This is a genomic window from Dyella ginsengisoli (genome assembly GCF_044904665.1).
Classification (GTDB): domain Bacteria; phylum Pseudomonadota; class Gammaproteobacteria; order Xanthomonadales; family Rhodanobacteraceae; genus Dyella_A; species Dyella_A ginsengisoli.
The window spans coordinates 232450-247697 of record NZ_JADIKM010000005.1; the positions used below are offsets into that span (position 1 = coordinate 232450).

A 15248-nucleotide genomic window follows, 5' to 3' on the forward strand; every position below is an offset into this window, starting at 1 on the left:
CCGGAGAGGCGATCACTTTCGTCCACTAGGGAACCAAGGACATGATCGACAGCACGGTCGTTGAACTCTCGCGGTGGCAGTTCGCTGTCACCGCGCTCTATCACTATCTGTTCGTTCCGCTCACCCTCGGCTTGAGCTTCTTCATCGCCGCGGTGGAGACGGTCTATGTCACTACCGGTCGCGCCGTCTACCGCGAGATGGCGGAGTTCTGGAGCAAGTTGTTCGTCATCAACATGGCGCTCGGCATCGCCACCGGCCTGACCATGGAGTTCGAGTTCGGCACCAACTGGTCGTTCTATTCGGGCTTCGTCGGTGACATCTTCGGCGCGCCGCTGGCGATCGAGGGCCTGATGGCGTTCTTCATGGAGTCCACCTTCGTGGGCCTCATGATCTTCGGCTGGAAGCGGCTGACCAAGGTGCAGCACCTGCTGGTGACGTATCTGGTGGCATTCGGTACCAACCTGTCGGCGCTGTGGATCCTGATTGCCAACAGCTTCATGCAGAACCCGGTGGGCGCGAAGTTCAACCCGGTCACCATGCGCATGGAGCTGGCCAGCTTCTCCGATCTGATCTTCAGCCACGACGCGCAGGCGAAGTTCGTGCATACCAGCATCGCCGGCTATGTCACCGCGGCGATCTTCGTCACCGGCATCAGTGCCTTCTACATGTACCGCAACCGGCACATGGCGATGGCGCGGCGCTCGTTCCGCATGGCCGCGCTGTTCGGCGTGCTGGCGACCGCCGGCGTGATCACCCTGGGCGATGCGCTCGGCTTCATCGGCGGCCAGGCGCAGCCGTCCAAGCTGGCGGCGATGGAGGCGATGTGGGAGACCGCCCCGGCCCCGGCGCCGTTCAACGTGATCGCCTGGCCAGTGCAGGACGAGAAGCGCAACCGGTTCGAAGTGCAGGTGCCTTACGTGCTGACCCCGCTCCTGACCCACACGATGACCAAGGAAGTGCCCGGCGTGGACCGCATCCAGGCGGACGCGGCGCGGCGGATCGCCAACGGCATTCCGGCGGTGGCGGCTTTGAAGGTGCTCAGCGGTGACCCGACCAATGCCGATGCGCTGGCCAGGTTCGACGCGCACCAGTCCGATCTCGGCTACGGCTTCCTGGTCAAGCGCTATGCCGCCGACCAGGACGTGGAGAAGGCCACCCCGGCGGATATCCAGAAGGCGGCGAACGACGCGGTGCCCAACGTCTTTGCGATGTTCTGGAGCTTCCGCGTGATGGTGGGCCTGGGCCTGCTGATGCTCGCCTACTTCGTGCTGGCGGTGATCTATTCGGTGCGCAACGACGTGCAGCACAAGCGCTGGTTCCTGCGGCTGGCGCCATGGATGATCCCGGTGCCGTTCATCGCCAACGAGTTCGGCTGGCTCACCGCCGAGATCGGTCGTCAGCCCTGGACGGTGTACGGGCTGCTGCCGACCTGGATGTCCGCCTCCAGCCACAGCGTCGGCTACATGGTGTTCTCGCTGGTCGGCTTCATTGCCCTCTACACGGTGTTCATCGTGATCGAGATGTTCCTGATGGTGAAGTTCATCAAGAAGGGTCCGCATGACGCGGATCACCGCCCGGCACCGACGCCGCGCCCCGCCGTGGGCGGTGGCCATGCGTCTGCTGTCGCCATGATGCGCCAGGAGGACTGAGCGATGGAACTGTATTTCGCATTCAAGGTGCTCTGGTGGCTGCTGCTTGGCGTGCTGCTGATGGGCCTGGCGATCATGGTCGGCATGGACATGGGCGTGGGCACGCTGCTGCGCTTCGTGGGGCGTGACGACAACGAACGTCGCGTCTGCCTCAACGCCATCGGCCCGCACTGGGACGGCAACCAGGTGTGGTTCATCCTCGGCGGTGGGGCGATCTTCGCGGCGTTCCCGCTGATCTATGCCACGGCGTTCTCCGGGCTCTACATCGTGATGCTGCTGCTGTTGTGGACCATGATCGTGCGCCCGCTCGGCTTCGAATACCGCAGCAAGCTGCAGTCGCCGGCGTGGCGCAATGCTTGGGATTGGGCGCTGCTGGTCAGCGGAGCGGTGCCGATGATCATCTACGGTGCCGGCATGGGAAACATGCTGCGCGGCGTGCCGTTCCATTTCGACTGGGACCTGCGCTCGTACTACACCGGCAGCTTCGTGGCCTTGCTCAATCCGTTCGCCGTGCTGTGCGGCCTGCTCTCGCTGTCGCTGTCGATCTACATGGGTGGCGTCATGCTGCTTGGACGCACGGGCGGAGCGATCGCCCCGCGGGCGCGCAACGCGGCGATGGGCGCGGCGGTGGCGGCGATGGTGCTGTTCACCCTGGGCGGCGTGTGGGTGTCGATGATGCATGGCTTCGTGCTCGATCGCTCGCCGGCGCCGGGCCTGCCGCAGAACCCGTTGCAGCAGCAGGTGAGCGTGGTGGCCGGCGGCCTGCTGGCCAACTTCCGCGCGCAGCCGCTGCTGTGGGCGATTCCCGCGCTGGGCTATGCCGGCATGCTGCTGGGCCTGCTGGCGGTGCGGGCGCGGCGCTCGACGCTGGCCTGGTGGTTGGGTGCGCTGGCGTGGATCGGCGTGATCGGCACGGTGGGGGCGGCATTGTTCCCGTTCCTGATGCCCTCCAGCACCGAGCCCTCGCAGAGCCTGACCATCTGGAACTCGGTATCCAGCCAGACCACGCTGCTGTGGGCGACCGGCTTCGCCGCGGTGTTCGTGCCGCTGGTGATCTGGTACACGAGCTGGGCCTTCTGGGTGATGCGCGGCGAGGTCGATGCCCGCGCCATCGAACACGACGACCACGCCTACTGAGGGGCTCGCCATGAAGACTTTTCTGCAATTCCTGATCTACATGCTGCTGGCGGTCGTGGCCATCGTGATGGGGGTGATCCTGGGCGATTACGGCTCGTGGTATTTCGCCTGGTTCGTGGGCACGGCGATGATCGTGCTGGTGGCCGCCGCCGGCGGCGCCTGGATGGACGCGCACGACGAGACGCCCGAAGGGGACGGCAGCGCCGCCCGCTGAGGGGAGAGTTGTCGGGGGAGGGACGAGGGGACCGGCAACGGTCCCCTTCGTTTTTGTCAGCCCAGCAGATCCTGCAGCGCCCGGTACGGACCGTCGGTGGCGGCCAGCGCAGCCGGACTGCCCCGCTGCACGATGCGCCCGGCGTCCAGCACCGCGACCTCGTCGACGAGACCGGCGAGCGGGCCGAGCTGGTGGGTGATCAGCAGCACGGTACGGCCGGCCATCGCGCTGGCCAGCGAGTCGTACAGCGCGCCGGCGGTGGCGGCATCGAGCCCTTCGGTCGGTTCGTCCAGCAGCAGGATCGGCGCATCCTTGAGCAGTGCGCGGGCGATCGCGAGGCGACGCGCCTGGCCTCCGGAAAGCCGCGTGCCGGCCTCGCCGAGCGGGGTGTGGTAACCGTCGGGCAGGGCCTCGATCACCTCATGCACGCGGGCCGCGCGGCAGGCCGCCTCGATGCTGGCGGCATCGGCATCGGGTCTGGCCAGCAGCAGGTTGTCCAGCACGCTGCCGTTGAACAGGTAGGCGTCCTGCGAGACCACCGCGATGTGGCCGCGTGCGTCGTCCGGCGCATAGGCGGAGAGTGGATGGCCACCGAGCAGGATCCGGCCTTCCTGGCAGTCCCAGAAGCGGGCCAGTAACTGCAGCACGCTGCTCTTGCCGGCACCGCTGGCGCCGACCAGGGCGGTGCGCGAGCCGGAGGCGAGCGTGAGGTCGAACCCGTCCAGCACCCACGGCTGCGACGCGTCGTAACGGAAGCGCACGCCATCGAACACCACGCCCGCGTCGACCGGAGTCGGCGACTCGCCCGGCGGCGAGCCGACGGCAGGTTCGGCGTCGACTATCGCAAAGATGCGCCGCGCCGCGGCCAGCTGCTCGCCGAGCATCTGGAAGGCCAGCGGCAGCGGCATCACCGCCTCGAAGGCCGCCATCGCGAACAGCGCCAGCATCGCCAGTTGCGCCGGGGCGATTGTGCCCTGCGCAACGGCGGGAGCGACCGCGATCACCGCCCACCACAGGGCGAGGTTGGCGCACAGGCCGACGGCACCGCCGGCCAGGCCGGAGAGCCCGCTCAGATGGCGCTGGTCGTCGAGCAGGGCCTCGGATTGTTGCTGCACCCTGGCATGCCAGCGCGCCTGTGCGCCGTAGACGCGCAGTTCGGCGTCGCCACCCAGCGCGTCGGCCACGGTATTGCGCAGGATCGTGCGTGCCTGCACCACGCGGGCGCCGGCGGCCGCACCGCGCCGCTGCAGCCAGCGCGGCAGCCATACGCCGGCCGCGGCCAGCAGCAGGGCGGTGCCCAGGGCCACCGGCACGCTGAAGATCGCCATCACCGCGACGACCGCCACGCTGGCGAGCGCCGCGACCACCACCGGCACGAACAGGCGCAGGTAGAGCTGGTTGAGCGTGTCGATGTCGGCCTGGATGCGCGACAGCAGGTCGGTCGCGCGTAGCGCCTGCAGCCGGGCGGGAGCCAGCGGCTCGAGGCGTTCGTAGAACCACACGCGCAACTGGGCGAGCAGGCGGAAGGTGGCCTCGTGGGTGATCAGCCGTTCCAGGTATCTGCCGCCGGTGCGGGTGAGCGCGAACGCTCGGATCAGCGCCGCCGGCGTGAAATAGTTGAACGTGATCCCCGCAACCCCGGCCAGCGCCATCGACGCGATGAAGTGCCCCGATACCGCCAGCAGGCCGACGTTGGCGAGCTGGGCGGCGAGGGCGAGCAGCGCGCCGGCGAGCATCCAGCCGACGTAGGGCTGGAACAGCGCCCACAGGCGAAGCAGGTCCGCCCGGGATTGTGCGGACAAGTCGCGTCGCTTCATGCGGCCACCTGTGTGGCGGCAAGCAAGCGGGCGAACGGTCCGGAGCCGGTGCGCAGCTGCGCGACCGGGCCCTGCTCGACCACGCGGCCGCCCTCCATCACCACCACATGATCGGCGAGGGCCAGTGCGTGCAGTCGATGGGTCACCAGCAGCACGGTGCGGCCGCGGGCGATCCGCGCCAGCGCGGCGAGCATCTCGCGCTGGCTGTGTGCGTCCAGGTGGGCGGTCGGTTCGTCCAGCAGCAGCACCGGGGCATCCTTGAGCAGGGCCCGCGCCAGTGCCAGGCGCTGGATCTGGCCACCGGAGAGCCCGACGCCACGTTCGCCCAGCGGGGTGTCGTAGCCCTGCGGCAGGGCATCGATGAACGCATCGGCGCCCACCGCGCGCGCCGCCTGGCGCAGCGTATCGAGGTTGGCGTCAGGGCGACCCAGGCGCAGGTTGTCGGCGATGCTGCCCTCGAACACATGCGCGCGCTGCGGCACCCAGGCCACGCGTGCCAGCCAGGCGTCCTCGTCGATCTGGGCGAGGTCGGTGTCGTCGAGCCGGATCGTCCCCGCGCCCGGGGTCATGAAGCCGAGCAGCAGATGGAGCAGGGTGCTCTTGCCCGCGCCGCTGGTGCCGACCACGGCGGTGACGCGCCCGGCCGGAGCGGTGAAGGTGCAGCGGTCCAGCGCGACGGTGCCATCGGCATACGTGAAGCCCAGCCCGTGCAGGGTCAGCGCCGGCGGCGCAGCGGGAGCCGGTGCGCTGCCGGTGCGAACGGCGGGTGCCGGCTCGGCGAGGATCTGCACCATGCGCTCGGCCGCGCCGATCGCCTCCATGCGCAGGTGATAGACCGTGCCCATGTTGCGCAGCGGAGCGAAGAACTCCGGCGCCAGCAGCAGCGCGAACAGGCCCGGCAGGAACGCCAGCTCACCCCACATCAGCCGGAAGCCCACCAGCACCGCCACCACCGCGATGCTGACGGTGGCCAGGAACTCCAGCACCACCGAGGACAGGAACGCCACCCGCAGCACCTGCATGGTGCTGCGCCGATAATCGTCCGACACCCTGGCGACCACCTCCGCCTCACGCCGGCTGGCGCCGAGCAGCTTGAGCGTGGTCAGGCCCTGCAGCGTGTCCAGGAAACGCGCACTGAGAAAGGCGAGCACGCGCCACTGCTTCTGGTTCAGCTCCTCGGTGCCCTTGCCGATCATCCACATGAACAGCGGAATCAACGGCGCGCTGACCAGCATGACCAGCGCCGACACCCAGTCGGCCGGCAACACCGCCACCAGGATTACCAGCGGCACCAGCGCGGTCATGCGCATCGTCGGCAGGTAGCGCGCGTAGTAGCCCTCCAGCGCTTCCACGCCGCCGACCACGCTGTTCACCAGGTCGCCACGTGCCTGCCCTTGCAGCCATGCCGGGCCAAGCCGCTGCAGATGGGCCATCAGGTCGGCGCGCATCGTGCGGCGCACCGTGGCACCTGCCTGGAACGCGACGCGTTCGGCGGCGCGGGCCAGCGCGAAGCGCGCCGCGAAAACCGCCGGCAGCGCGACCAGCGCCGGCCACATCCGGTGCAACGGCACGCGATGCATCACCCCGGCGTCGATCGCCCACGCGACGAGCCACGCCTGCGCCACCAGCAGCACGCCGTTGACCAGGCCGAGCAGCATCGATCGCCGCAGCTGCGCCCGCACCCGCGGCCGGAAGCGCTTGAGCCAGGTTTCGGGACTCGGCAGATCGGAGGCGGCAGGCACGCGGCGGGCACCATCGGCAGCGGGAGCGGGAAGCGTCGCGCCGGGCACGCGAGCCGCCGCAGGATAGCAGTGCCGGTTGCTCAGCCGGTGCGGCGCGCGGGCGTGGGGTCGTGCCGCCAGAGGCGCCGCATGATCGCCAGCCACGCGATCGATGCGACCAGCATCGTGGCGATTGCCAGCACGGTCCGCCCGTCCGGCACCGCCAGCCCCATGACCCGGCGCAGGAACGGCACGGCGATCACCGTCGTCAGCATCACCAGCACCGCGACCAGCATGCGGCCCACCCACGGATTGCGCGCGGCGCCGGGCGCTCCCTGGCGATTGGTCAGGGTGAGCGCGAACACGCCGCCGACCAGCGCGGCAAAGACCGCCGTCCGCGCCCGCGCTATGTCATCGCCGTGGGCGAGCAGCAGGCCATAGCCGGCGAGCAGCACCGACGCCACGCCGGCTCCCTGCAGCACGCCGCGGGCGAGGTTGCGCCAAGCGAACGGCGATGCCCCCGGCGCGCGTGGCGGTTGCCGCATGATCTCGTCCGACGCGGGCTCGGCCTCGAACACCACCGAGCAGGCCGGATCGATCAGCAGCTCGAGCAGCATGATGTTCACCGGCATCATCACCAGCGGCCAGTGCGCCAGCGTGGGCACCAGCGCCAGCGCGATCACCGGCACATGCACGGCGAACACGAAGCGGGTGGCCAGGGTGATGTTGGCGTAGATGCGCCGGCCCTGGCGGATCGCCGCCACGATGCTGGCGAAGCTGTCGTCCAGCAGCACCAGCGCGGCGGCCTCGCGCGCCACGTCGGTGCCGCGCTCGCCCATCGCGATGCCCACATCGGCGGCCTTGAGCGCCGGGGCATCGTTGACGCCGTCGCCGGTCATCGCCACCACGCGGTCGCCGTGGCGCAGCTGCTGCACCAACCGCAGCTTCTGCACCGGCTGCACGCGCGCGCACACGTCGACGGTATCGAGCCGTGTGCGCAGGGCATGGTCGTCCAGCGCGTCGATCTCCGCACCGGTGAGCACCTGCGGGTGCTCGCCCAGGCCGACCATTCGTGCGATCGCCTGCGCCGTGGCCGGGTGGTCGCCGGTGAGCATGATCACGCGCACGCCGGCGGCGCGGCATTCGGCCAGCGCGGCAGGCACCTCCGGCCGCGGCGGATCGATCAACCCGACCAGGCCGAGGAAGGTGAAGCTGAAGTCGTGCTGGCTGGCCGGCCACGCGCCGCCCTGCCAGGTGCCGCGCGCCACGCCCAGCACGCGCAGGCCGCGCTCGGCCATGGCCTGCACCTGCGCATGGATTGCTGCGCGCGCCGATTGGGGCAGATGGCACAGGTCCGCCACCGCCTCGGGCGCGCCCTTGGTGGCGAGCAGGTGGCAGTCCGGCGCGCCGTGCGGGTAGACGCGCGTCATGGCGAGAATGTCGGGCGAGAGACCGTATTCGGTTTCCGGCTGCAGTTCGGCGTGCAGGTGTTCGGTGCCGCGCAGCCAGCGCTGGCCGGTGTCCTGGATCGCCTTCTCCATCGGGTCGAACGGATCGGCGGGCGTGGCCAGCACCGCGAACTCGAGCAGGGCGTGAAAGTGTTCGGGCAGCGTCGGTGCTTCCATCGCGGCGAAGTGTTCGCCGTCCACGGCCAACTCGGCCACGCGCATGCGGTTCTGGGTGAGCGTGCCGGTCTTGTCCACCGCCAGCACGGAGATGGCGCCGAGGGTTTCCACCGCATCCATGCGCCGGGTGAGCACCTTGTGCCGGGCGATGCGCCACGCGCCGAGCGCGAGGAACACGGTGAGGATCACCGGGATCTCCTCCGGCAGGATCGCCATGCTCAGCGCCACGCCGGCGAGCACGCTTTCCAGCAGGCCGTGGCGGTCCCACAGCCACGCGAGCAAGAAGTACGAGACGGCCAGCGCCAGCCCGCCGACGGTGAGCTGGCGGATCAGCCGGCGCGACGCCCGCTGCAGGCCCGAGACCGCCTCGCGGGTGCCGGCCAGCGACTGGCCGATCGCCCCGAAGGCGGTGGTTGCGCCGGTGGCGAAGACTTCCGCCACGCCCACGCCGCGGGTCACCACCGTGCTGGCGGACAGCGTGCCGGCGGCTTCGCCGGGTAACTTGCTGACCGGCACCGGCTCGCCGGTGAGCAGCGACTCGTCCACGTCGAGCTGGCCGTCGAGCAGGTGCGCGTCGGCGGCTATGCGATCGCCTTCGTGCAGCACCAGCAGGTCGCCGACGACCACTTCCACGCCCGGCACGCGCAGCTCCGCGCCATCGCGGATCACCAGCGCGCGCGGTGCGGACAGCTCGCGCAACGCTTCCAGCGCGCGCTGCGTCTTGCGCTGCTGCGCCAGCGTGATGCCGATGACGAAGATTACCGAGGCCAGCAGGAACATCGCCTCGGCGCGGTCACCCAAGGCCAGGTAGATGCCGCCGGCCACCAACAGCATCAGGAACATCGGCTCGGCCAGCACGCCGAGCGCGATACGCCACAGTGATTTGCGTTCGCCGCCAGGCAGCACGTTCAGGCCCTGCGCGGCGAGGCGTCGCGCGGCCTCGTCGCGGCTCAGGCCAGGTCGCGTGGTGGTCGCTGTCGCGCCCGACGAGGGTGACGGCATGCCCGGCTCCGTGCATATCGCGCCGGCCCGCTGCCGGCACGCATGGGCGCATCATCCACCCGCGTCGCTCAGTGGCAAACCAGTACCGGCACGTTCGACTTCAGCAGCACCTTGTGCGTCTCGCTGCCGAGCAGCAGCCGGTTGAGGCCGCGCCAGCCGTGCGACGCCATCACGATCAGGTCGCAGTGCTTGTCCGCGGCCGTCTGCGCGATGGCCTGGTGCGGGCGGTCGTCCAGCACGTAGCTGGTGTCGCAGGCCACGCCGGCCTTGGCCGCCAGATCGCGCACGTCGGCGAGGTAGCGCTCGGCGCGGGCGATGGATTCCTGCGTGTAGCTCAGCTCGGTGGCCGCCAGCATCTCGGCCATGTACGACACGGTGTGAAACGGTGGCACCACGTGCAGGGCGTGGATGCGCGCTTGGCAGGTATGCGCCAGCTCGATGGCCGTCTTCGCCGCGCGTACCGACAGCTCCGAGCCGTCGGTGGGAACCAGCAGGTGCTTGAACATGGGTCGACTCCCGCGAGTAGGTGGCGGCGCCAGCGTGGTCCGCGCGCGATGCGCCCGCCTTGATGGACGTCAAGCGTCCGGCGCGTCAGGCTGTCGCACGCTTGCCCCGATGGATCGCCAGGAGTCGCCCGTGCCGTTACCCGAGTCCGCTTCGTCCGAGCCCGCGGCACCGTCGCTGTCGCGGCGGCTGGGCGCGGGTTTGATCTCCGGCGCGGCGGACGACGATCCCAGCGGTATCGCCACGTATTCGCAGGCGGGCGCGCAGTTCGGGCTGGCGCCGCTGTGGTCGCTGTATCTCACGCTGCCGCTGATGATCGGCATCCAGATGGTCAGCGCCGAAGTGGGGCGCGTGACCGGGCGCGGGCTGGCGGCGAACATGCGCCGGCATTTCCCGCGCTGGCTCACCGCGGCGCTGGTCGGTCTGCTGCTGGGCGCGAACATCTTCAACCTGGCCGCTGACATTGGCGCCATCGGCGAGGCGGCGGCGATGCTGCTGGGCGGCTCGTCGATGGCGTACGCGCTGGGGCTGTCGCTGCTGTCGATGACGCTGGAGGTGGCGGTGCCGTTCCCGCGCTATGCGCCGGTGCTGCGCATCCTCACGCTGAGCCTGTTCGCCTACGTGCTCACCGCGATGGTGGTGGACGTGCCCTGGCGCGAGGTGCTGGCCGCGATGATCTGGCCGCGCTGGGCGCCCGGGCCCGGTTACCTGCTGATGCTGGTGGCGATCTTCGGCACCACCATCAGCCCGTACGTGTTTTTCTGGCAGGCCTCGCAAGAGGTGGAGGAGGAGATTGCCTCCGGCCAGCCTCCGCTGCGCGACACGCCGCTGGTGGCGCCTGGAGCCTTCCGACGCATCCGCTTCGATACCGCGGTGGGCATGGTGTATTCCAATGCGGTGGCGTTCTTCATCATGCTCACGGCGGCGGTGGTGCTGCATCCGCACGGCGTGACCGACATCCAGAGTTCGGCGGACGCGGCCCGTGCGCTGCGGCCGCTGGCCGGGCCGTTCGCCGGCGCGCTGTTCGCGCTGGGCATTCTCGGCACGGGGCTGCTGGCGCTGCCGGTGCTCGCCGGTTCGGCCGCCTACGCGGTGGCCGACGTGTTCGACTGGACCGAAGGCCTGGGCCGTCGACCCAGCGAAGCGCGGCTGTTCTACCTGATCCTGGTCGGCTCGATGCTGCTGGGCCTGCTGCTGAGCTATTCCCCGATCGACCCGATCCGCATGCTGTTCTGGTCGGCGGTACTCAACGGGGTGATCGCGGTGCCGCTGATGGCGGGCATCATGGCGATGGCCTCGCGACGATCGGTGATGGGCGATCTGGTGATCTCCCGCCCGCTGCGCTGGCTGGGCTGGCTGGCGACGCTGGCGATGGCCGCGGTGGTGATCGCGATGCTCCCGTTCTGGCACTGAGCGCAGCTGGCTGACGTCATGCGAAGCGGGCGTTGATGCCGGTCAAGACGCCGACTGCCGCCCGGTGCACAATCGAACCCTCATGACGCCATGCGAGGAACGCCCATGATGGACCTCATCATCAACGTCGAACGGATGGAGGACGACGCCCCCGCCAACGTCGTCGGCATGGCCACGGCGCGCCGGATAGGTGCCTTCGTCACCGGAATGCACGTGGTGGCGGTGTATCCGCCGATCATGACCATGCCCGAGGCGATGGCCCTGCTCGACACCGAGGAACGCGCCGCGCAGGCGCACGGCGGCTGGTGGCAGGGGTTGTGCGAACGCTACGGCGTGCAGGGCGAGTGGGAGGTGATCCGCGGCAGCTATGTGCCGATCCTGGCCAAGCGCTCGCGGTTGGCGCAGTTCATCGTGACGGACCTGCCGGTGAAGAATCCCGATTCGCCGATCGGCTTCGACAACATCACCCGCGCGCTGTTCGGTGACGCCGCGCCGATGCTGCTGGTGCCGGAGACCTGGCAGGGCGTGGCCACACTGGAGCGCGTGCTGATCGCATGGAACGGCTCGGGCGAGGCCGCCGACGCGGTGAAGGCGGCGCTGCCGCTGCTGCAGCGTGCGAGCAAGGTGCGCGTGCTCGATGGCGAGCGCGCCGGCTTGCCGGGCCTGGCACCGCCGGCGCTGTCGCTGCGCGCGTGGCTGGCCAGGCAGGGCGTGACGGTGGAGTGGGAACACTTCGACGACTCGCCCAACACCGGCAAGGCGCTGCTGGACGAAGCGCGCGCGATGGACGCCCATCTGCTGGTGATGGGCGCTTGGGGACGTTCGCGGCTCAGCGAGCTGGTGCTAGGCGGCGCGACCCGCTACGTGCTGGATCACACCCATCTGCCGCTGTTGATGGCGCATTGAGCGCCCGCGCATTCACGGGCTGAGCGCGGCCCGCGTGCCGGCCTGGCCGCGGGCGTGGCCGGCACCGCCGTCCAGGCTGGCGGTGACGCTGGCGCCGCAGTCGCCCAGGGTCGCGGCATTGCCCAGCCAGCGCTTGTCCGGGTAATAGGCAAACACCACCGAGCGCTCGCGGATCGCGTCGATCAGCTTGTGCGCCACGCCCGCACGCACTGCCGGGCAGCCCCAGCTGCGGCCGATCCGCCCCTGCGTCTTGGCGAACGCCGGGCTCACATAGTTGGCGCCATGGATCACGATGGCACGGCTCTCGGCGTTGTCGTTGAAGCCGTCGTCCAGGCCCTTCAGCCGCAGCGAGTAGCCGTTGTGCCCCTGGTAGGTGCCGTCGGTGACGAAGGTGCCCAGGCTGGACATCAGGCTGCCCGGCGCATTGGAAAAGCGCTCGGTCAGGTTGTCGCCGCTGTTGCGTCCGTGTGCCACCCACTCCTTGAACAGCAGGGTGCGCCGGTTCACGTCGAACACCCACAGGCGCGGCTCGGTGGAGGGCCGCGAGTAGTCGATCACGCTCAAGGTGCGTGTCGGCATCGCTTTCTGCACGCACTGCAGCGCACGAGTCGCCAGGGCAATCACCTTGGGATCGGCGGCCGGCGCGGCGCGGGACAGCGCGCTGGCCAGATCGCCCGATGCGTCAGGCGCTGCGGCGGCCGCCCGGGATGCAAACGGCAGCATGAAAAGCAGGGAAACAACGGGGAGCACACGACGCACCAAGGTGCGAGGGGCAAGAATCGACATGGGGGATTACCGCATTCAGCAGGGACGGGCAGCGGCCAGTCTCGCCAGCGCAAGCTGAACGAATTGTCAGGGAAAAATGAACGCAGTCAGCGGCTTCCGTGATTTGTGACGGGTTTCGCGCCGGTGCTGCCACCGCCAGCGGGTTCGGATTCGAGCAGCTTGGCGTAGGGCGGTCCGGCCGGATTGCCGTAACCCGGAAGATCCGTCACCAGCACGGTGGAACCGGGTACCAGCGCCTCCTGCAGGCGCGCACCGAATGTTTCAGGAACCTGCAGGTGGCCGGCCATCTGGCTCGGCTCGGGCACCGGGCCGCTGCCCAGGATGCGGTAAGCCGACCAGTTCGGCAGGCCGCGGGCCACCGCCGTCTCGGTAGCGCCGGGGCGGGCACCGGTCATCACGTAGAGCACGATGCCGCTGGGGGCGGGGTCGGCCACCATTTCGAGCGGCGAGCTGTCGACCAGCAGGCCGCCGCGCAGGACGTAGACGGTGCGGTCGTGGGTGCTCACCACCACGCTGACTGGCGTCGGTTCGCCGGCCAGCGGCAAGGCGCCAGCCGATGCGGATGCGATCACCGTGGCCGCCGACATCGGCGCGCCGTTCAGGTCGATCGGTGCCACGGCCGCCGGGTGGGCGATTCGGGCGGGTGATATGCGGGCGTCGGCCACCACCACGGTGCCGCCGCGCTGGGTGATCGCAAACAGCTTCTCCGCGAAGGCCTGCGGCAGACGCACGCAGCCATGCGAGGCGGGGTGGCCGGGCAGGGTGCCGCCATGCAGCGCGATGCCGTCCCAGGTGAGCCGCTGCATGTACGGCATCGGCGCGTCGTCGTAGAGGTTGGAACGGTGTTCGCGCTTCTTCTGCAGGATGGTGTAGATCCCCGGCGGCGTCTCGTAGCCGGGCTTGCCCGAGCTGATCGGACCGGCGCCGATCGCCACGCCGTTGCGATACACGTAGATCTGCTGCTCGTCGAGGCTCACCACCACCACCACCGGGCCGCTGGGGGCGATTTCCGGATGCCAGAAGAAGCGCGTGTCGCCGCCGGTGGCCCGGATGGCGGTGATCGTGACCAGTGCCAGCAGGGCGCAGAGGATCAGGGCGGGCAGGTGACGGGACGCATGGCGTCGAGGATCGTGCATGAAGTTCAGCGAGGTTGGCGCTCAGGTGTAGCTGCGGTCGAGCAGGGGCTCGACCATCATGGCCTCCGACAACCGCCCCAGCAACTCGGTGATGGCTACCAGTACGTCATCGGCGCTGACCACGCCGACCAGGGTGTCCTCGCCATCCACCAGCGGCAGGCGGCGCACGCCGCTGCCGCGAAGGATGCCCACCACCTCGGCCAGGGTCGCATCGGCGCGGCAGGTGGCGAGCGGCGCGGACATCACGTCTCCCAGCGTGGTGGTGTCCAGATCGCGCCGGGCGGCGATCGCCTCGGTGACCAGGTCGCGGTCGGTGACGATGCCGACCGGCACCGGTACGGTGCCGTCCTCGCGCACCACCACCAGGCAACCCACCTGCTGCCGGCGCATGAGGCACGCCGCGTCGCGCAGGGTGAGCGTGGCGGGCGCTTGGATGACGCGGGCAGTACCGATGTCCGAAGCGCGCATGACGATCACTTCCGCAGGGGCTGGAACCAGCTTAAGCGGCGTATTGCCCGGGGCATTGATGACGGTCAACCCGCGCGCGCCTGTCTCCCGCGCCACGCCAGGAGGCCCATGGAAAGAACGCTGCCGAGCGCGGCCAGCGCCATGTCCTGCTGGGCGTCCCAGGAGTCGCCCTGGGTGCCGAGGTAGGCGGCGCCCAGCTCGCCGCCGAAGCGCAACGCGGCCAGCCACTCCACCAGCTCGTAGATCACCGAGTGGGACATCACGAAGCACACCGGCAGGATCCAGCGCCACACGCCGCGGGGCGGAGCGCGATGGGCGAACAGCTCCACCGCCATCGGCGTCACCAGCGCGCCGTAGAGAAAGTGCACCGCGCGATCGAAGTGGTTGCGGTGCAGCCCCAGCAAGGCGTTGAGCGAGTGGCCGGTGAGGCGGGCGAACGCCTCGTCATACGGCACCTCGGAATAGGTGTAATGCGCGCCGACCTCGTGCAGCAGCAGGAACGCGAACAGCGCCAGGTAGGCGCCCCGCGAGAAGCGCAGGCGCCGCCAGCCGAACACCAGCAGCGGCACCGCCACCAGCACGATCGCGTTCTCCAGCGCCCAGTCCTGGCGATAGCGCGGCGCGATGCCGAGCGCCACCGCGGCGAGCGCGAACAGCGCCAGCAGGGTCAGCCCGAAGCGAGCCGATGCGCCCTCGTACTCTCGATCCATGCGTCCTCCGATGCCCGCTCGCCGCCCACCACCCGCCCCCCCGCCGGACGTGGCGGCAGTCTGGCACGCTGAACCGGCACCCGGCGTATGATGCCGGGCCAAGCGTGGGCCGGATGCCGGACGCTCGTTCAAGTGCCACCAGGGGATGTCGATAAGTCCT

13 protein-coding genes are annotated in these 15248 nt (G+C 69.8%); 5 read left to right on the forward strand and 8 right to left on the reverse strand.

The annotated features are described in order from the left end of the window. Positions 1 to 41 precede the first annotated feature (41 nt). Genes ISP17_RS16965 through ISP17_RS16975 form a run of 3 tightly spaced genes read left to right on the forward strand, consistent with a single transcriptional unit; the run spans position 42 to position 3000 of the window. Positions 42 to 1649, forward strand: coding sequence for a cytochrome ubiquinol oxidase subunit I (locus ISP17_RS16965; RefSeq protein WP_404635243.1), 1608 nt, complete (start codon positions 42 to 44; stop codon positions 1647 to 1649). 3 nt (positions 1650 to 1652) lie between these two features. Beyond that, positions 1653 to 2786, forward strand: coding sequence for a cytochrome d ubiquinol oxidase subunit II (cydB, locus tag ISP17_RS16970; protein ID WP_404635245.1), 1134 nt, complete (start codon positions 1653 to 1655; stop codon positions 2784 to 2786). 10 nt (positions 2787 to 2796) lie between these two features. Beyond that, the gene (locus ISP17_RS16975) at positions 2797 to 3000 is read left to right on the forward strand and encodes a hypothetical protein (protein ID WP_404635247.1); all 204 of its coding nucleotides are present in this window, start codon (positions 2797 to 2799) and stop codon (positions 2998 to 3000) included. 56 nt (positions 3001 to 3056) lie between these two features. Here ISP17_RS16975 and cydC read toward each other — a convergent pair whose 3' ends face one another. The 4 genes from cydC to ISP17_RS16995 form a co-directional block, all read right to left on the reverse strand. After that, positions 3057 to 4817: a thiol reductant ABC exporter subunit CydC gene (gene cydC, locus ISP17_RS16980; RefSeq protein WP_404635249.1), complete on the reverse strand. Its 1761-nt coding sequence runs from the start codon at positions 4815 to 4817 to the stop codon at positions 3057 to 3059. Continuing rightward, positions 4814 to 6559 (reverse strand): thiol reductant ABC exporter subunit CydD, encoded by a 1746-nt coding sequence (gene cydD / locus ISP17_RS16985; RefSeq protein ID WP_404635251.1) that lies wholly within the window; start codon positions 6557 to 6559, stop codon positions 4814 to 4816. Before cydD ends, cydC begins: the two co-directional genes overlap by 4 nt. An 80-nt stretch (positions 6560 to 6639) precedes the next feature. Next, positions 6640 to 9165, reverse strand: coding sequence for a cation-translocating P-type ATPase (locus ISP17_RS16990; protein ID WP_404635253.1), 2526 nt, complete (start codon positions 9163 to 9165; stop codon positions 6640 to 6642). Between the two features lie 68 nt (positions 9166 to 9233). Further along, positions 9234 to 9671: a universal stress protein gene (locus ISP17_RS16995; RefSeq protein ID WP_404635255.1), complete on the reverse strand. Its 438-nt coding sequence runs from the start codon at positions 9669 to 9671 to the stop codon at positions 9234 to 9236. Between the two features lie 130 nt (positions 9672 to 9801). Between ISP17_RS16995 and ISP17_RS17000 the strand changes: the two genes are divergently transcribed. After that, entirely contained in the window at positions 9802 to 11082 is a 1281-nt protein-coding gene (locus tag ISP17_RS17000; protein WP_404635257.1) for an NRAMP family divalent metal transporter, read from the forward strand. A 105-nt stretch (positions 11083 to 11187) separates the two neighbouring features. Continuing rightward, the gene (locus tag ISP17_RS17005) at positions 11188 to 11988 is read left to right on the forward strand and encodes a universal stress protein (RefSeq protein ID WP_404635259.1); all 801 of its coding nucleotides are present in this window, start codon (positions 11188 to 11190) and stop codon (positions 11986 to 11988) included. A gap of 12 nt (positions 11989 to 12000) precedes the next feature. Here ISP17_RS17005 and ISP17_RS17010 read toward each other — a convergent pair whose 3' ends face one another. From ISP17_RS17010 to ISP17_RS17025, 4 genes are all read right to left on the reverse strand, one after another. Continuing rightward, entirely contained in the window at positions 12001 to 12774 is a 774-nt protein-coding gene (locus ISP17_RS17010) for a murein L,D-transpeptidase catalytic domain family protein (protein ID WP_404635261.1), read from the reverse strand. Positions 12775 to 12860: 86 nt separating this feature from the next. Continuing rightward, positions 12861 to 13910 carry a L,D-transpeptidase family protein gene (locus ISP17_RS17015; protein WP_404635262.1) on the reverse strand — a complete coding sequence of 350 codons (1050 nt, stop codon included), beginning with the start codon at positions 13908 to 13910 and terminating at the stop codon, positions 12861 to 12863. Between the two features lie 21 nt (positions 13911 to 13931). Beyond that, positions 13932 to 14378 (reverse strand): CBS domain-containing protein, encoded by a 447-nt coding sequence (locus ISP17_RS17020; protein ID WP_404635264.1) that lies wholly within the window; start codon positions 14376 to 14378, stop codon positions 13932 to 13934. Positions 14379 to 14443: 65 nt separating this feature from the next. Then, a complete protein-coding gene (locus ISP17_RS17025; protein ID WP_404635266.1) occupies positions 14444 to 15088 on the reverse strand; it encodes a DUF2238 domain-containing protein in 645 nt (214 codons plus the stop codon). Positions 15089 to 15248 lie beyond the last annotated feature (160 nt).